Source organism: Curvibacter microcysteis, assembly GCF_028649455.1.
GTDB lineage: Bacteria > Pseudomonadota > Gammaproteobacteria > Burkholderiales > Burkholderiaceae_C > Curvibacter > Curvibacter microcysteis.
On the sequence record NZ_JAQSIO010000001.1, the window covers coordinates 414746 to 431100 of the forward strand.

Here is a 16355-nt window from a genome sequence, read left to right on the forward strand (position 1 = left end):
GAGACCATAATCAACCTGATTTCCTTACAAAGTATCCCCCCAGGAACCAATGGACGAGCAGGACCCTTTTTCAGGCATTGCCGTGTTTGTGGCCGCGGCGCGTGCAGGCACCTTCACCAAAGCCGGCGACCAGCTGGGCTTGACCAAATCAGCGGTGGGCAAGGCCATCACCCGCCTGGAGACCCGACTGGGCTTCAAGCTCTTCCACCGCACCACGCGCCTGACCCGTTTGACCTCCGATGGCGAGGCCTACCTGGCGGCCTGCCTGTCTGCGCTGGACGAGGTGACGGCCGCGCAGACCGCCCTGTCGTCCAGCAACCAGGTTCTCAGCGGGCTGCTGCACATCGACATGCCTGTGGCGTTTGGGCGGCGCGTGCTGCTGCCCGCGCTGATGGATATCGTGCGGCCGCACCCGGGCATCAGCTTGACCTTGAGCTTCACCGACGCCACCAGCGACCTGCTGCGCGAGGACGTGGACCTGGCCATCCGCTTTGGTCGCTTGGCCGACAGCAGCCACTTGGTGGCGCGCCGCCTGGCGCAGCAAAGGCGGGTCATTTGCGCGTCCCCAGCCTACCTGAGGCGCTACGGCACGCCGGCCACCTTGGCCGACCTGTCCGAGCACCGCTGCATCGTCGGCACCTCCCATGGCCCCCCCTTGAGCTGGTCCGTGCGCGTGGGGGACCAGCCTGGTCTGTACACACCGCATGCCACCCACCAGCTCAGCGACGGTGAAGCCCTGGTCGATGCCGCCGTCGCGGGCCTGGGCCTGCTGCAGTTGCCCGTGTCGATGGTGCGCGAGCGAATCGCAGCCGGCGAGCTGCAGGAAGTGTTGTCCGAGGTGGCCGGCCCCGACGTGGAGATCCACGCGGTCTGGCCCCACCGCGGGCCCTTGAGTCCGCGGCTGCGCTATGTGGTGGATCAGTTGCTGGCGGTGGCAGCGACAGGGCGGTTTGATTGAGAGAACGGCTGTTGGCGGCACCGCCGCGCTGGCCGCGACCTCTCTAAAATGGGCCCGGGCTCAGCCATGCCGCTTGAGCACTCACTTGCAACAGAGACAAGCCCGCCGCGTGGGACCCACACAATGATTCGGAACACAGTGCCCCTGTTCGGCCTGCTCCTGGTGCTGCTGGGCAGCACAGGGCTGGCGCAAGAGCTGCCTGGGCGCGACCCAGCCCTGCTGGAAGCCGATTGCGTCATTCCCGCCAAAGCCGGCGGTGGTTTTGCACTGACCTGCGCCCTGGCGCGGGACGCGCTGCAAGCCGTGCGACCCACCCGCCCCGCCTTGAACCAACGGTTTTTACCCGGCGGTATTGGTGCCGTGGCGTTCGACCGGGTTGCCAAAGGTGAGTTGGGGGGCGCATCGACCTTGGTGGCCTTCTCCAGCGGGTCCTTGCTCAACATGGCGCAAGGCCGCTTCGGGCCCCACCCACCGTCGGCCATGAAGCCCATTGCGGTGCTGGGCACGGACTACGGCGTGATTGCCGTGGCCAAGGACTCGCCGTACAAGCAGCTGTCCGATTTGATCCTGGCCTTGAAGCAGCCTTCTTCGCGGCTTGTGTTTGGCGCTGGCGGCACCATCGGCAGCCAGGACTGGGTCAAAGCGGCGCTGTTGGTCCGCGCGGCCGGGGGCGATCACCGCGCGCTTCGGTTTGTCTCTTTCGAGGGCGGTGGAGACGCGCTGAGTGCGTTGCAGGGGCGGCACATTGACGTGTTCCCCGGTGATGCCGCCGAGGCCTTGAAGGCGATCAAGGCGGGTGTCTCCTTGCGCTTTTTGGCGGTGCTGTCGGCACAGCGACTGGGCGGGGCACTGGAGGGCGTGCCAACCGCGCGCGAACAAGGGGTGGATGTCGTCTGGCCCACGGTTCGAGGGGTCTATGTCAGTGCCAACACGCCGGACGCGGTCTCCGAAGCCTGGTCCAAGGCTTTTCGGGAAGCCATGGAGGCCCCGGGCTATGGGCGGCTGCTCAGCCAGTCCGGCCTGTACCCGCACGCCATGACCGGCTCGGTGCTCAAGACCTACACGGAGCAGCAACTGGGCCAGTACGGCGCCCTGGCGGCTGAGCTTGGCTTGAGGCGCTGGGCGCCGTAGGACGGCTGCGTCATGTGGACGGGCCCTGCTCACCGCGGTTGGCGAGCTGGCGCGGCGCGCTGGGCTGGGGCCAGGACACGATGGCGTGCAGACCGCGGCCGGACTCGGTCGCCACCAGGTGCAGTTGGCCGCCGTGGCGCTCGGCGATGGAGCGCACGATGGCCAGCCCCAGACCAAACCCGCCCTTGGCGGCGTTCGCACCACGACGGAAGCGCTGGCCCAGGGTGTGGCGCTCCTCGTCACTCAGTCCCGGGCCGTCATCCACCACGTTCAAGCGCCAGCCTCGGTCATCTCCCGTCGCGTAGACCGTGACGCTGCATTCGGGCCGGTTGTAAGCAATGGCGTTGCTGACGAGGTTGCTCAAGGCCTCGCGCAGCAAGGTGCGGTCCCCCCAGGCGAAGGCCCCGGGCAAGGGCGTTCTGATGCCCAGGTCGATGCGCTTGGCGCGGGCCTGCGGCAGCCAGCTCAAGGCCACCTCGCGCAAAAGCGGCTCCAGGTCAAACGCGGACATCGACACGGCCACCGAGTCACTGCGCCCCAGCGCCAGGAGTTGTTGCGAGCTGCGCGAGGCGCGGCCAATTTCTTCGCCCAGGGCGTCGAGGGCGCTGCGGATCTTGTGCGGATCCGGCTCGCGCTTGGCGTAGTCGACCTGCATTTGAAGGGTGGTCAGGTGGGTGCGCAGCTGATGCGAGGCATCGTCCAGAAACTGGCGCTGCTGGGCCATCAAGTCCTGGATGCGGGCCATGTGGTGGTTGACGGCCCCCACCAGCGGGCTGATTTCGGCCGGTAGGCGCTGGTTGTCGATGTGGGTCAGGTCCTCTGGGGCGCGCGCCTCCACCTCCCGGGCCAGGCGCGCCAAGGGCGACAAGGCGACGCGCAAGACCAGTGCAGCCCCGAGCATCAGAAAGACCAACACAATGGCATCGCGAATGGCGGCGCTGCGCACAAAACGCTGCGTGAAGGCTTGCCGTGAGCGCGTGCTCTCGCCCACCTGAATCATGACGCTGCGGCCCTGAGCCCCGTGTGGCGTGCGTTCCAGAGCACGCTCATACGCGACCAGTCGAACGGATTCGCCAAAGTACGTCGCGTCATAGAACACCGGCAGGCCGGCCGGCGGTGGGCTGGGGGGCGCGGGCAGATCCGCACTGCCCAGTTCGACCAGGGCGTCTGAGGTGGCAACCCTGAAAAACACCTGACCACTGGCCGTGAGTTCAAAGAACTCGAACAGCGTGTAGGGCAGCTCGACCGACAGCCCACCAGAGGCCGTGGAGATGTTGGCATCGATGGACTTGAGCGCGCCCAACAACGAACGGTCATAGGCCGCATTGGCCGACTCGAGCGCTTCTTGCCGCGTCATCCACAACTCGATGGCGGTGACCAGCAGCAAGATGGGCAACATGCACAGCAGCATGCGCAGCCACAGGCTGGTGCGCCGAAGGCGGTCACGCAGGCGGGAGGTCAACGGCAGCAACTCAGTCCGGCTCCAGCAGATAACCCAGTCCACGCAAGGTCACCACCCGGACGCCACTGCCGTCCAGGCGCTTGCGCAGTCGGTACACGAGCACCTCGACCACTTCGGGGTGCACATCTTCATCGTCAGAGAACACCCGATCGATGATTTGTTGTTTGGACAGGGGCTCGCCACTGCGTTGGATGAGGGCGCGAAGAACGCCGATCTCCCGCGGCGAGAGCGGCAGCGACTCCCCGTGCAGGTTGAATTGCCGGCGCGTGCCGTCGTAGACCAAGGGGCCGCAGCTCAGGCGTGGTTGCTCCACCCCCCGGGCGCGCCTGACGAGGGCGTGCAAGCGGGCCTCCAGCTCGGCCAATTCGAAGGGCTTGGCCAAAAAGTCATCGGCGCCCGCGTTGAGGACGCCCACCCGCTCGGACAATGAGTCACGCGCGGTCAGGATGAGGGCGGGCAAGCGCTGGTCGCGCTCACGCAAGCGTTGCAGCACGCGGTGACCGTCCATGCCGGGCAGGCCCAAATCCAGGACCAAGGCGTCGTGGTCGCGCTGCTGAAGCGCCTGGTCGGCCAGACGGCCATCGTCGACCCACTCGACCTGGATCCCGGCGTGCTCCAAAGCCTTGCAGAGCCAGGTGCCCAGGTGGTGTTCGTCCTCAGCCAACAGGATGCGCATGCCGCCGATGCTAATCGAAGCGCGGCGTCAGTCAGGCTTGATGCTGGCGCGGGCAATCACCTTCTGCCAACGCGCTTGTTCTGCGGCAATGAACTGGCTGAACTGCTCCGGCGTGCCACCCAGCACTTCGGCCGCATCGGCGTTCAGTCGCTCCAGGGATTCGGGCGACTTCACGGCCTTCATGGTGTGCTCGGACAGCTTGGCGACGTTCGGTGCCGCGAGGTTGGCTGGCGCCAACATGCCATACCACTGGGTCATTTCAAAGCCCGGGAAGCCCTGTTCGGCCACGGTCGGGACATCGGGCAATTGAGTCAGCCGCTTGGTCGAGCCGGTAGCAATGCAACGCAACTTGCCGGCCTTGATGAAAGGCAGGACCGCCGCCGCCCCCACGGCGGAACCCTCAAGCCGCCCCGCCAGCAGGTCGGTCATCATGGGGCCGGTGCCCCGGTAGGGGACGTGCAGGATGAACAGGTCCGCTGTCATCTTGAGGTACTCAAACGCCAGATGCCCGGCGCTGCCGTTGCCAGCCGAGCCGTAGCTGAGTCGGCCAGGCTTGGATTTCACGTACGCCAAGAACTCCTTGAGGTTCTTCGCCGGAACGCTGGGATGGACCACGTACAGGCTCGGCACCTTGGCCAGCAGGCTGATGGGCTTGAAGTCTTTGTTGGGGTCGTAGGGCAGCTTGGGGAAGATGTAGGGGTTGACCGCCAAGGTGCCGATGTGCCCGAGGATCAGCGTGTGCTGGTCCTCGGCACGGGCCACCTCTTGCATGGCGATGTTGCCGGCCGCGCCGGGCTTGTTGTCGACAAACACGCTTTGGCCCAAGGTCTTGGTCAACTCGGCAGCGGTCGAACGGGCCACGATCTCGGAACTGCCGCCGGGTGCGAACGGCACCACAAAGCGAATGCTCTTGTTGGGCCAGGTGCTTTGGGCCCGCACCAGGCTGGGCGCCAAGGCCCCCGCCGTGAGCAGACCACCCGCGGTCAAAAGCAGGCGGCGGCGGTCAGCAGAGGGGCTTGGCAGGTCAAGTGATGTCATCGATGTCTCCAATCAGTTCGAAGTTTGGGCGACATCTTGGACCCATGCCCCTGTCAGGAAGCTGTCAATCGCCTTTTTACTCCGGCAGAACCTCAAAGACGATGAACTGATTGGCCTGGGTGGTGGCGGTGAAGTTGTTGTCCGCCGCCAGCACAATCGTGCGGTGGCCATTGGGCAGCGTCTTGCCCCAGGTGATGGCCTCGATGTTGTCGAGCTTGACCCCCTGGTAGGTGATGGGCATCTCCAGCAGGAGCTTGCGCGTCATGGGCGTGTAGGTGGCTCCGCCAGCGAGGCTGGCGATGCTGCTCACATTGGTGGTGCTGTCGGTGATCTCGGTCAGCACCAGGCGGATGGTGTTGCCGATGCCCGAAGCGAAGGCCCGCTCCACCGCGATGAATTTCTTCTTGCCGATGGCCAGGAAATCCGACAAGCCATTGTCGGGACCGAAAGGCGCACCCGCCGGGGCATCCACCGGAATCTTCGGCAGTTGGTAGGCGTACTGGGCCTTGGAAGCCCCTGTGGCCGGGTCCAGGGCGGTGACGCGCACCACGCTGCCCGCCTGCACAGTGGTGATGGGGCCGTCCTGGATCAAGGCGTCCTCGTTGGCCACGAACACCGTGCCATCCGTGGCCACGGTCAGGGCCTCGAAAAGCTTGTTGCTGCGCCCGCCCGTGGTGGTGTTGTCCACGTAGTTGTAGATCGCCGGCACCTTGAACTCGCGCACGAACTGGCCTGCAGGGGTCATCTCCCGCACGAAGGGCTGGAACAGGGTCGCCGCCGTCGTGCCCCAGTTGCCCTCGGACGACCAATACAGGTTGCCATTGGGCGCGAGGCGGATCGCCTCGGGGTCCACGGTGCGCGCCGTGGCGGGGAAGGCGGAACCGTCCTCGCGCTGCATGAAAGTCTGGCGGTTGATCTTGACTGTGACAGGGCCTGTCGCGGTGTAGTCAATGCTCAGGTTGTAGAAGCGCGGCGTGCCACGCTCGCCGCCCCGGTCGTCCGAGATGGCCCAATAGCTGCCGTCCGTGGCTTGGTCCATGCCGGAGATGCCGCCAAACTCCACCCCCTCGAACACCGTGCCGGTGGGGAGGGAGGCGGTGCCGATCAATTTGAGGGATGCGACGGGAGACTCGGTCAGGTCACTGCCATTCCCGCCGCCGCCGCAAGCGGCCACGGCGAGGGCCAGGGCGGTGAGGACTGAAACGACGGCCCAGCGGGGCCCAAAGGCATGGCGTGCAAATCCCATGGTGTGTGTCTTTCTGCGGGGATGAAGAAAGCACGGGAGTATGGGCAGCGAGTGCGTCAAAAGCATGACATCCAGGGATGCACAGGGCACCGGTGGCGGCCAGGGAATGGCGCTGGCGCCGCCTGGTTGCGCCGGTGGAGCCAAGCAGGGAAGGCTGGGCCTCAACGCACCAGGGGCCTGATCGTTGTGAACCCACCGTCCACCGCGAGGATCTGCCCCGTCATGCGGGACGCGCCGTCACCCAACAAGAAGGCCATGACCTCTGCCACTTGCTCCGCGGACTGGATGCCGCCCAAGGGGTACTGCCGTGCAGCCCCCTCGCGCATGGCCGCCATCTTGAACATGTTGGCTGTCATGGGCGTTTCGGTCATGCCCGGCGCCACAGCGTTGATGCGCAATCCCTGCGCCGCGTAGGTGGCCGCAGCACTGCGCACCAGGGCCTCTACCCCGCCCTTCGCGGCGGCGATGGCTTCGTGGTTGGCCACGCCGACCCGAGCCACCACTGAACTGGCCAGCACGGCAGCGCCGGGGCTGCTTTGGCGCGCCCCAATCCACGCTTGAAGCATGTACACCGCACTGTCGAGGTTGACGCGCATCACCTCTCGGTAGGCCTCCGCGCGGGTGCGGTGCAAGGGCGCAATCAAGGTACTGCCGACGCAATGCGCCAACCAAGAGGGCACCTCACCCAGCGCCTGCTGGCAAGCGGACATGACCTGCTCCGCCCCCTCCGGTGTGGTGGTGTCAGCGGCTATCCGCAGATCGGCCGGCACCTCGTCGAGGCGGTTCAGGTTGCGTCCAACCGCCACGACGCGAACACGCTGTGCGTGAAGTTGATGCGCCAGTGCGCGGCCAATGCCGCCGGTGGCGCCAGTGATGAGTGCGATGGTGGTCATGAGGTGTTCAACAGGCTGAAAAATGGCTGGGTGGGTCTGGAGGGGGCGATGAAGCCCAAGGCTGGGCAGGACAAGTCAATCCAGGCGCGCGGCCCAGCGTTGCAGCCTGGGCCTGACGCGCAGGAAGAGCCGGTAGCTGCGCTCCATCACCCAGACGGCCCCGGGCACACGGCCCAACAAGGCCAACCACCGCCAGCCTGGCAGATGACGCCACAGCGCCAGGAAGGCTTGCGCGCCGCTGAGAAGCACGCCATCGCGGTCTTGCACATGAAAGCGCGCCAACAAGTGGTCTCGCGTGGCGCCCGGGGGCACGGGCACAGCCGCATCGCTGATGTCGGCGTAGCACACGGTCGCCCCCGGCGCCAGTGCATCCAGGCGACGGTAGACGCCGATTTCGCGCCGGCAAAGTGGGCAAGCACCGTCGTACAGCACGGTCAAGGCCGGCTTGTCAGGACGGCCCTGGGAGGTGGGTGTGGCGGGAGGTGTCATGGCATGTGCGCTTTCAATGCTTGCGGCGAGGTAGCTCAGCGTGGGCGTAGGTGGCGATGTAGTTGACCCGGGTGTCTGTGCACCAGGTGGCACGGTGAACCCAGGGCAGGTAGCGCATCCCGCGCCGCTCCAGTGGCAGCAGCCCTTGTGTCGCCAGGGTGGCATCGAGTTCGTCAGGGCGAACAAACTGGGACCACTGGTGCGTGCCACGGGGAAGCACCCTGAGCAGGTACTCCGCGCCCACGATCGCGAAGAGAAAGCTCTTCCAGGTTCGATCGATCGTTGACACCATCAGCATGCCGCCCGGCGCCACATGGCCCGCGGCAGCGGCCAGGAAGGCCGGAACGTCCTTGACATGCTCGACCACTTCCAGGGCCAGCACCACATCAAAACGCTCCTCCTGGTTCAGCGCATCTGTCATTTCGCCCAAGCGATAGTCAAGCCGAATGCCCTGCTCCGCTGCATGCAAGCGGGCCGCACTCACGTTGCCGGGTGAAGCGTCCACGCCCACCACCCGAGCCCCCATGCGGGCCAAGGGTTCGGCGATCAAACCGCCGCCGCAGCCGATGTCCAGCACGCGCAGCCCGGACACGGCGCGCGAGGGCTCACGCCGCCAGTGCGCCCCCATCTGCGCGACGACATAGCCCAGCCGCAAGGCATTGACGACGTGCAAGGGGCGCATCGGCCCCTGCTGATGCCACCAAGTGGCACTGAGGCGGTCGAAGCGTTCGATTTCGCTCGGGATGACGGTCATGGGGTGGTCTCTCAAAGATGGCGACTCAAGGCCACCGCCGCATGCGATCCAGCCCCCACCAAGGTGCACCAGGCACGCAAGGCCCGGCCGGGCTGCCACTGCGCTTGTGCCGCGGCCGCTTCATCTCGGTGAGCGCACTCGTCGGCCTGACATGCCAAAAGTGTTTGGCGAAGCTCCGATAGCGCGGGCTGTGCAGACAAGCGTCGAATCTGGTCTTCGTAGTGACGGTCAACAAAAGTCTCAACCGCCTCGACGGTGGCATACACCGCCTTGGAGCCCCACAGACCAGGCACGGCTCCCGTGACAAATCCAGCCAAGCGCCACAAGGACAACAGGCGGCTGCGCTGCTGGGGCGGTAGCCACGCCTCGATGTCGTGCAGGTGCTGGCGTTCTGTGACGAGATGACGCTCGGCGAACAATCGCAGCGCAGGGTCGCGTGCCGTGGCCAGCACCCCCTGGTAGATGGCGATGGCGCCAGTTTCCCCCGCGTGGTCCGTCCTCAAATCTGCGGCCGTGTGGGCTGGCATGTCAGGCATGGTGTCCGCCCGGGCGCGGCTCCGTGAGGCGCTCACACTTGGGCGCTCAGCAGGCGGGTGTCTGGGCGTTGCGTTGGGCATGCCCGTCAAAGAATGGAGTTGCATTGGGTTGGCATTGAATCGGTATTTTAATTTTTCACCGATCAAAAAGGGCCTGAAAATCGCTTGATTGAGGCCAAACCCGTCATAATTCGACTCAATACAAACTCAAAAGACCCATGATGACGCGCCACAACCCGGAAGGGGCACCCACACCGCAGGTCAGCCCCCAAACGCCCACGTTCCGCAGTGGGGCGGTGGCACGTGCAGCAGGCATGCCGGTGGCCACGCTGCGCATTTGGGAGCAGCGCTACCGGGCGGTGCAACCCGGAGCAGCGACCTCGGGGCACCGGCTCTACACGGCGGCAGACGTTGAGCGCGTCATCTTGCTGCGGCGGCTGACCGAGCAGGGCCATGCGATCAGCCTGCTGGCCCCCCTGGACTTGCCGCAATTGCGCGCGATTGAACGCGCCCATCCCGAGGCCACACTGAATGACTTCACCCAGGCCAGTTCCCCAAGCCAGGCGCTGAAGCTGGTTGTCGTCGGCCCCGCGCTGGCGAACCGACTCAAACGTTTGATCGACCGCCAGCGTGGGCGCCTGTCGGTGCGTTGGGTGGGGGTGTTTGACTCACTCGCCGATGCGGCATTGGCGGCGTCCAGCGCCTCCGAACTTGGCGTCGACCTGCTGCTTTGGCAATCAGCGGGATTGCAGCCGGATGCCGGTCATCAACTGCGCCTGGCGCAGGAGGCCTGGCAGGCCAGCGCGACGGCTGTGGTGTACCGCTACTCCAGCGCAGCCGGACGCGCCGCCTTGAGCAGCACGGGCGTCGCCCTGCTACAAGAGTCCGCAGATGAGGGACTTCTCAGCGAATGGTTCATGGGCCTGGGGAGAAAAGCCATGGCGCCAACCCGTCAGAGCCGCGAGGTGTTCGATCCAAAGCAGCTCAGTACCCAAGGTGTCGCCGAGCCAGAGGCCTCGGCCCCCCGTTTCACCGACGAGGCCTTGAGCGAGTTCGCCGCCCTTTCTTCCACTGTGGCCTGCGAGTGCCCGAGCCACCTGGCCCAGTTGCTCCTGCAAATTTCCAGCTTTGAAACTTACAGCGGCGACTGCGCCAACCGGAGTGTGGCCGACGCTCAACTGCACGCGTATTTGCAGCAAGTCGCGGGGGCCGCGCGCAAACTCTTTGAAACGGCGCTGGAGAAAGTAGCCCAGGCTGAGGGCCTGCCCCTGCCTGTGAAGCCTTGAGCCGCCCCAAGCGCCGGCGGCTGAAATGCGGCCCGGGGCCGGTTCAAGCCAGGTAGCGTTTGAACCAAGCCATCGTCCGACCCCAAGCGAGCTTGGCTGCTGCCTCGTCGTAGCGGGGCGTGGAGTCGTTGTGAAAGCCGTGGTTGGTGCCGGGGTAAACATGGGCTTCGTAGGTTTTCCCAGCCCCCTTGAGGGCCGCCTCGTAAGCTGGCCAAGTGCCATTCACGCCAGGGTCGGTTTCAGCGAAGTGCAGCAACAGCGGCGCCTTGATGCGTGGAACATCCTCCGGCTTCGCCTGGCGACCATAGAACGGAACCGCTGCAGCCAGGTTGGGGTAGGCCACCGCCGAGGCGTTGGACACCCCGCCGCCGTAGCAAAAGCCCGTGATGCCGATTTTTCCGGTGCTCAGCTCGCTGGCCCCCAGGAAGTCGATGGCGGCAAAAAAATCATTCATGAGTTTCTGAGGGTCCACCTGCTGCTGCAGGCGCCGGCCGTCGTCGTCGTTGCCTGGGTAGCCGCCAACTGAACTCAGGCCGTCGGGGGCCAGCGCCACAAAGCCAGCCTTGGCGACGCGGCGCGTCACATCCTCAATGTAAGGATTCAGCCCCCGGTTCTCATGCACGACCACGACGCCTGGCACCCGCCCTGTCACCTTGGCTGGCCGAACCAGGTAGCCCCGCACCTGGTCGTGCCCATGGGGGGAGGGGTAACGGATGTATTGGGCGTGAATGTCTGGGTCGGTGAACGCGATCTGCTGGGCCTGTGCGTAGTTCGGGCTGAGCGAGGTCAACAGAGACGCAGCCGTCGCGCCACCAACGGCGAACTTCGCAGCACGATCGAGAAAGTCACGTCGGCTCAGGCGTCCATGCACGTAGCCGTCGTAAAGCTCGAGCAGCGCTGGGTGGAAATCTTTGGCGGTCAGTCGGTTCATGTCGGGCTCCCGTTGAACGTCAATTTTCCACCCACAGAACGGCTCGTGCCCTCGCCTGGGAAATACCCCTGCATCCGAAAGGATGGGCGTCAGCCGCCTGTGAACGGCGGCCCGCTGGAGCGCCAGTGGAAGGTCAGAAGCTCACAAGGTGATCTCCAATGAGGCGATCAGGCCGCGTTCGAGCCGAAAGTCGTACTGGAGATCGACCGGACTGCCGGGGAAGTTCCCCGTCACTCGGCTGGTGACGCGTTGGCGCCCGTCCTCCTGCACCCAGGCAAAGGGCTCACTCGTGTAGGTGTATCGGCTGGCTGCTTCAAGCTTCCACGACCTGATGGCGTCAAGGCCGACGTGGGATCGCCCCTCGTCCTTCACGACGGCTTGTGCGGTGAAGCATCGGACGACAGCCTCGGGGCTCTGTTGGTCGGCGACGAAATAGGCGGCAATGGGCTCGGGAAGGATCAGGGCGGTCATGGTGAAGAACTCCGTGGTGATGAAGAGGTCAGGATGCCGCCGCCAGAGAAATAAGTGAATCACCTAGAATTTGAATGTTCTATGTAGAAACGAATACAGAATGCGCGGGTCCGAGTTTGCTGAACTGAAGGCCTTTGCGGCCGTGGTTGAGCGCGCCAGCTTTTCGCGTGCCGCGGCGCATTTGGGCCTGTCGCCCTCGGCACTGAGCCAGACCATCCGTCAGCTCGAAGCCCGACTCGGCGCCAGGCTGTTGAACCGCACCACGCGCAGCTTGGCCCCCACGGCCGCTGGCGATCAGTTGTTCCGCCGCATCGCCCCCTTGTTCCGAGAGATGGCCGATGCGGTTGCCGAGGCCAGTGCGACGGCGGGTCAGACACGCGGCACGCTGCGCATCAACACCTTGGGCATGGCGGCACGGCAGCTCATTGCGCCCCGGCTGGGCCGATTCCATCGCGCCCATCCCGACGTGGTGCTGGACATCGTGGTGGATGACCAACTGAGCGACATCGTTGCGGGTCGCTTCGATGCCGGCATCCGCGTGGGCGGGCGGCTGGAGAAGGACATGATCGCCTTGCGCCTCACGCCGGACGTGAACATGGCCGTGGTGGCGTCACCAGGCTACCTGGCGCATCGCGGTGTGCCGCGTTCGCCGGCTGACCTGCACACCCACGCCTGCATCAACTGGCGCCTGCAGGTGGACGGCAGGGCCTATCGCTGGGAGTTCGAGAAGAAGGGCCAGCGCCTCGAGATCGATGCGGAAGGGCCTTTGGTCACCAACCACTCGGACGTCGGTATCGAAGCCGCACTTCAGGGGCTGGGCCTGGCCTACGCCTTTGACCGCGAACGCGTCGATGAGCACCTGGCTCAGGGGCGGCTGGTGCAGGTCCTGGCCGATTGGTCGATCACACGGCCCGGGCTGTTTCTTTATTACCCGAACCGGCGTCACATGCCACCCGCGCTGAGCGCACTGATCGACTGCCTGTTGGATCGTGATTTGTCAGCGCCGGAGTCGGGTGCAACGCCGAGCTGACGCCAGCGACAGGCCATGCAGGTGGCAAACGCCTGCCCCGCCCTGCCTCAGGCCATCAGGTCGTCCACCACCACAGTTCGGTCACAGCCTGCCAAGGTGGCGCCGCAGTCGCAGGCGAAGCGGGCCGCAGATGCGGAACGACAGTTGACCCTAGAAAAACTACTGCCGCAAGCCATTGATTAATCTAAAGTTTTCTCAAATTTCGCCATTGGTGTTTGGAGGGTCACGCCACTCTACTTTCGTTTGCTAGGTCTTTGCGTCACTCTAGATTCGTAAATGTTGAAAAGGTAAAGTTAAGCCATCGCAATGCCCGTTACAGGCTGGGAGCAGCCGGTCAACCGCTCGCTGTGAAATGATCGCAGTGACGTGAAGCAGACGCTCCGGAAGTCAATTTGGGACATCCCACTGTGCCGCATCATCGGCGATACCGCGGCGGCAGTAGACGCGCGCCAGCCCTTGGACCCAGCCGTCCTCTCTCGCGCCACGTCAGCCGCGCGTTGACGACGAACACCAGTCCGCTGCTGCATGCGTGCCTCTTCGGATGTTCCCCGCGTCGCTGGTGGAGTGGAGCTGTGCCCATCACTCCCGATCTGGCCGATATGCACCGGAGATCCTGGACATGACCGTGTCGAAGTCGAATCGGTCATGAACGAGGGGTTCAAAGCGTCCCGCAGTGCCGTCGTATTTGAATTGAGCGCAACGACAGGTGTCTTCCCTTTCGCCACAGTCTTCGCATTCGGGATTGCAGGCCATGATCATCTGATCGATTGCGTCAGCAGGATCGCTGGAAAACATCAGCTCGTCGGCGACTGACCAGCTGTCTTCCACACCGCGGCCGCGCGCGAATTCCAGCACATCCTCTGCTGACTCGTGATCGAGCCCAGAGAGCGCAGCATATGCCGGGCGCAATACGACGCGTGCATAGTCAAATCGAAAGCCTTCGAGTATGCACAGCACCAGTCCGTCCTCTTCCACCAGACTGCGGAAGGTGAGCTGGCCATACCGCTGTCTCAGGTCGTCGTAACGCACAGGATCGAGTTCGATGTGCTTCAACGAGTTGTTGATGGCGTCGATCAACTCGAACTTACGATTCCCGATACGTGCTCCCGCAACGCTGAAGATTTCGTCGAAGGTTTTGACGAGCTTCGCCCGGCCGCCAGCGATACCATCTGCTATTCGAATCGCCAAGACGTAGTCGATAGCATGTGCGAGGAATAGGTTGGCACCGAATACTTGATGGAGACGAGCGCTGCCGCCTGCCAGGTCCGAGCGCAGCGCGGCGAAGGCGGGATCGACAACAAGTTGCATGTACTGGCTGAAGTCCCTGCACGCCCTCTCGATCATTGGGTGAAGCGTACTCATATCACGCAAGGTCTTCGTGAGAGCAGTGGATCAGATCTGCCCCGCCGCGTGGAGTGCGTCATAAATGTTCTTGCCGATGCTCGTAACGGAGTCGATGGCTGGGAGCGACGCGAGAAGTGCAGTCATGATCGACTTTTTCGGCTTCCCTGAGTCGATCTGGTCCTCGATAGCATCGACAATCTCCAGCGCGGCATTCTTCTCGTCTGGTTTCAAAGCGGCCTTCTGGATCTCCGCACGAAGATTCTGGAGATGGTTGAAAACCGAGGTGTTGACTGTCACGACGTTCGTCGAGTTATCAACGGATTGGTTGTTGAACCTAGCGGCGTGACCGTTCATGTTCACCGTCAGATGCTGAATTGCACGCTGTGCTTCGGGCAGACCAAGCTTGCGAACTTTCATCTGGTATGAGGCGGGGATTCCTCCGAATTTCTCGTGGAAGCCGGGGTCCACAACGAGGAACGTTTCTTCCGCACCATTTGACATACGCCTGCGCACAAGGTCCTCGGGCTCAATGAGAAGTCCATCGGGCACGCCGACAATGTATATCCCTCTTGCCTGCACGCTGGCTTTGATGCCCTGCCTGACTTCTCCGCTCTTCTTGATTAGGTCGACCGTGTCGGTCATCATGGAGTTGAACGCCATCTTTTCTCCCTCTTTAGCGAAGTTTAAGTTTGAGTGTCGCATTTGATCGTCCGCAGCGGACCCTTTTGGTGCTATGGGGCAGCTGTAACTACGACGGAAGCAGGCCTACGTTGAAGGGAAGGCTGGCGTGCTGGGCTCGATTTGAACGGCAGCCCCATCTCCGACTAGGAGAATGAAATCTGGAATGACCGCAACGGTTCGAGTTGAGCGCGTCGCGCCGGCCAGGACCGGGCACAGATCGGACTGTATCACCCCCTCGGATCTGTGGACGACTGCAGTTCGTCGCTTTCGTTATTGACCATGGCGGCACCTCCCTCGGCGTACTGAAGGTCAGCTTGATGACGACCACGCGCGTACGTGCGCGGACAGTGGCCGGCTCCTTACGCTGCAAAGCCGCCTCCCACTGCTCGACGAAGGCCTGAGGCAAGGAGCAGTCGTTAGTTGATGAGTATCGCAACGCCTGCGCCCAGCCTGACTCAGCCATGACGGCAACAGAATGACAGCACTCTTTACTCGTAACGTGGATTCACTGGCTCGGCAAGGGCGAGTCCGGTGCAAGACAGGGTTAGGCAGCATTGCGTTTGGGAAGGAAAATGCCGAGGCCGACTATGACGAGCGCGAGTACAAACACGCCCACCAAGCCTATGGCACCGACGCTGCCTGCTTTGACGAATTCGGCCAAGCCCTTCGAGAGTTGTTGCTCACGAACCAAAATTGCCCAAACTACAACTGTTGGCGCGAACGGCAACACTGCTCCGAAAACTCGCACTGCGATTCGCTGATTGAGTAACAAGATTCCGCCGCCAATGGTGCATAGCCAGGTAGTAAGTGCGTAGATCGCCCTCTCAATGAAAGTCGGGAACAACTCATCCTTTGTCAGGCCCACGAAAAAGACGGCAAGCAAACCAAGGGCCGGCAGCAACCATTCGTAATGGTTGCTCTCTTCCTTTCTCCACCACCTTTTGCAAGACAATATAAGTTACCCCGGCGTCTACAGCGGCCATGCTACCTGCCGCTGCTGGCGCGAGCCAAGGGGCCACTACGCCAGCAGTGGCAAAGCCAGTAGTAGCTGTGGCCACAGCAATTCCCCCTGCAGCGCCTATTGCCTTGATTAATACGGCAACTCCATCAAAGATCGGTGCAATGAGTTGCGCAGCGCCCCACAGAACGGCGGCTATCGCTACGCCAAGTGCTGCGATGACTAACGGGTTGGATGTGTCCGGCGTACGCATGTGGCCTCCTGTTGATGTTGCCTAATGTTGAAGCCAAGCGGAGCCGAAGGCATCTGATGTGTGTGACGTGTTAAACCGTATTTGGCATCTCCTCGGGCAATGGTGGTCGAAAATGAGGAAGGTTATGCCTACGAGAAGTGCTAAACGCTCGATAGTTGGCTTTCTAGATTGCAAGGCTCAAACGCTCATGTGGTCCGCCGAGCACTTCATCTGCGTTA

General features: G+C 63.5%; 17 protein-coding genes. 4 read left to right on the plus strand and 13 right to left on the minus strand.

All coding sequences use genetic code 11. The features are described from left to right. The first annotated feature begins 49 nt into the window (after positions 1-49). Together PSQ39_RS01810 and PSQ39_RS01815 are read left to right on the plus strand one after the other, a co-directional pair. Positions 50-958: a LysR family transcriptional regulator gene (locus PSQ39_RS01810; RefSeq protein WP_273924879.1), complete on the plus strand. Its 909-nt coding sequence runs from the start codon at positions 50-52 to the stop codon at positions 956-958. Between the two features lie 123 nt (positions 959-1081). Then, positions 1082-2089 (plus strand): tripartite tricarboxylate transporter substrate binding protein, encoded by a 1008-nt coding sequence (locus tag PSQ39_RS01815; protein WP_273924880.1) that lies wholly within the window; start codon positions 1082-1084, stop codon positions 2087-2089. Positions 2090-2099: 10 nt separating this feature from the next. Here the strand turns inward: PSQ39_RS01815 and PSQ39_RS01820 are convergent, their stop codons facing one another. The 8 genes from PSQ39_RS01820 to PSQ39_RS01855 all read right to left on the minus strand — a co-directional run bounded on the left by PSQ39_RS01820 (position 2100) and on the right by PSQ39_RS01855 (position 9183). Then, the gene (locus PSQ39_RS01820; RefSeq protein WP_409241970.1) at positions 2100-3551 is read right to left on the minus strand and encodes a sensor histidine kinase; all 1452 of its coding nucleotides are present in this window, start codon (positions 3549-3551) and stop codon (positions 2100-2102) included. 10 nt (positions 3552-3561) lie between these two features. Continuing rightward, positions 3562-4227 carry a response regulator gene (locus PSQ39_RS01825; protein ID WP_273924881.1) on the minus strand — a complete coding sequence of 222 codons (666 nt, stop codon included), beginning with the start codon at positions 4225-4227 and terminating at the stop codon, positions 3562-3564. 27 nt (positions 4228-4254) lie between these two features. Continuing rightward, on the minus strand, positions 4255-5265 hold the full coding sequence (locus tag PSQ39_RS01830) for a Bug family tripartite tricarboxylate transporter substrate binding protein (RefSeq protein WP_273924882.1): 1011 nt from the start codon (positions 5263-5265) through the stop codon (positions 4255-4257). 76 nt (positions 5266-5341) lie between these two features. Next, a complete protein-coding gene (locus PSQ39_RS01835) occupies positions 5342-6511 on the minus strand; it encodes an esterase-like activity of phytase family protein (RefSeq protein ID WP_273924883.1) in 1170 nt (389 codons plus the stop codon). Between the two features lie 161 nt (positions 6512-6672). Next, complete coding sequence (locus tag PSQ39_RS01840; protein ID WP_273924884.1) at positions 6673-7404, minus strand: SDR family NAD(P)-dependent oxidoreductase; 732 nt, start codon at positions 7402-7404, stop codon at positions 6673-6675. Positions 7405-7479: 75 nt separating this feature from the next. Next, positions 7480-7893 carry a thiol-disulfide oxidoreductase DCC family protein gene (locus PSQ39_RS01845; RefSeq protein ID WP_273924885.1) on the minus strand — a complete coding sequence of 138 codons (414 nt, stop codon included), beginning with the start codon at positions 7891-7893 and terminating at the stop codon, positions 7480-7482. Between the two features lie 13 nt (positions 7894-7906). Continuing rightward, entirely contained in the window at positions 7907-8647 is a 741-nt protein-coding gene (gene ubiG / locus PSQ39_RS01850) for a bifunctional 2-polyprenyl-6-hydroxyphenol methylase/3-demethylubiquinol 3-O-methyltransferase UbiG (RefSeq protein WP_273924886.1), read from the minus strand. 11 nt (positions 8648-8658) lie between these two features. Continuing rightward, positions 8659-9183, minus strand: coding sequence for a demethoxyubiquinone hydroxylase family protein (locus PSQ39_RS01855; protein ID WP_273924887.1), 525 nt, complete (start codon positions 9181-9183; stop codon positions 8659-8661). A gap of 221 nt (positions 9184-9404) precedes the next feature. Between PSQ39_RS01855 and PSQ39_RS01860 the strand changes: the two genes are divergently transcribed. Next, complete coding sequence (locus tag PSQ39_RS01860; protein WP_273924888.1) at positions 9405-10469, plus strand: MerR family transcriptional regulator; 1065 nt, start codon at positions 9405-9407, stop codon at positions 10467-10469. 43 nt (positions 10470-10512) lie between these two features. Here PSQ39_RS01860 and yghX read toward each other — a convergent pair whose 3' ends face one another. After that, positions 10513-11400, minus strand: a complete 888-nt coding sequence (gene yghX / locus PSQ39_RS01865; protein WP_273924889.1) for a YghX family hydrolase — start codon at positions 11398-11400, stop codon at positions 10513-10515. 141 nt (positions 11401-11541) lie between these two features. Continuing rightward, positions 11542-11871 carry a nuclear transport factor 2 family protein gene (locus PSQ39_RS01870; protein ID WP_273924890.1) on the minus strand — a complete coding sequence of 110 codons (330 nt, stop codon included), beginning with the start codon at positions 11869-11871 and terminating at the stop codon, positions 11542-11544. A 100-nt stretch (positions 11872-11971) separates the two neighbouring features. On the opposite strand from PSQ39_RS01870, the gene PSQ39_RS01875 reads away from it, so the two are divergent. Continuing rightward, positions 11972-12901 (plus strand): LysR family transcriptional regulator, encoded by a 930-nt coding sequence (locus tag PSQ39_RS01875; RefSeq protein ID WP_273924891.1) that lies wholly within the window; start codon positions 11972-11974, stop codon positions 12899-12901. Between the two features lie 579 nt (positions 12902-13480). On the opposite strand, the gene PSQ39_RS01880 is transcribed toward PSQ39_RS01875, so the two are convergent. The 3 genes from PSQ39_RS01880 to PSQ39_RS01890 form a co-directional block, all read right to left on the minus strand. Further along, positions 13481-14209, minus strand: coding sequence for a hypothetical protein (locus PSQ39_RS01880; protein ID WP_273924892.1), 729 nt, complete (start codon positions 14207-14209; stop codon positions 13481-13483). 84 nt (positions 14210-14293) lie between these two features. Further along, positions 14294-14905 carry a hypothetical protein gene (locus PSQ39_RS01885; protein WP_273924893.1) on the minus strand — a complete coding sequence of 204 codons (612 nt, stop codon included), beginning with the start codon at positions 14903-14905 and terminating at the stop codon, positions 14294-14296. A 565-nt stretch (positions 14906-15470) separates the two neighbouring features. Continuing rightward, positions 15471-15827, minus strand: coding sequence for a hypothetical protein (locus PSQ39_RS01890; RefSeq protein ID WP_273924894.1), 357 nt, complete (start codon positions 15825-15827; stop codon positions 15471-15473). Positions 15828-16355 lie beyond the last annotated feature (528 nt).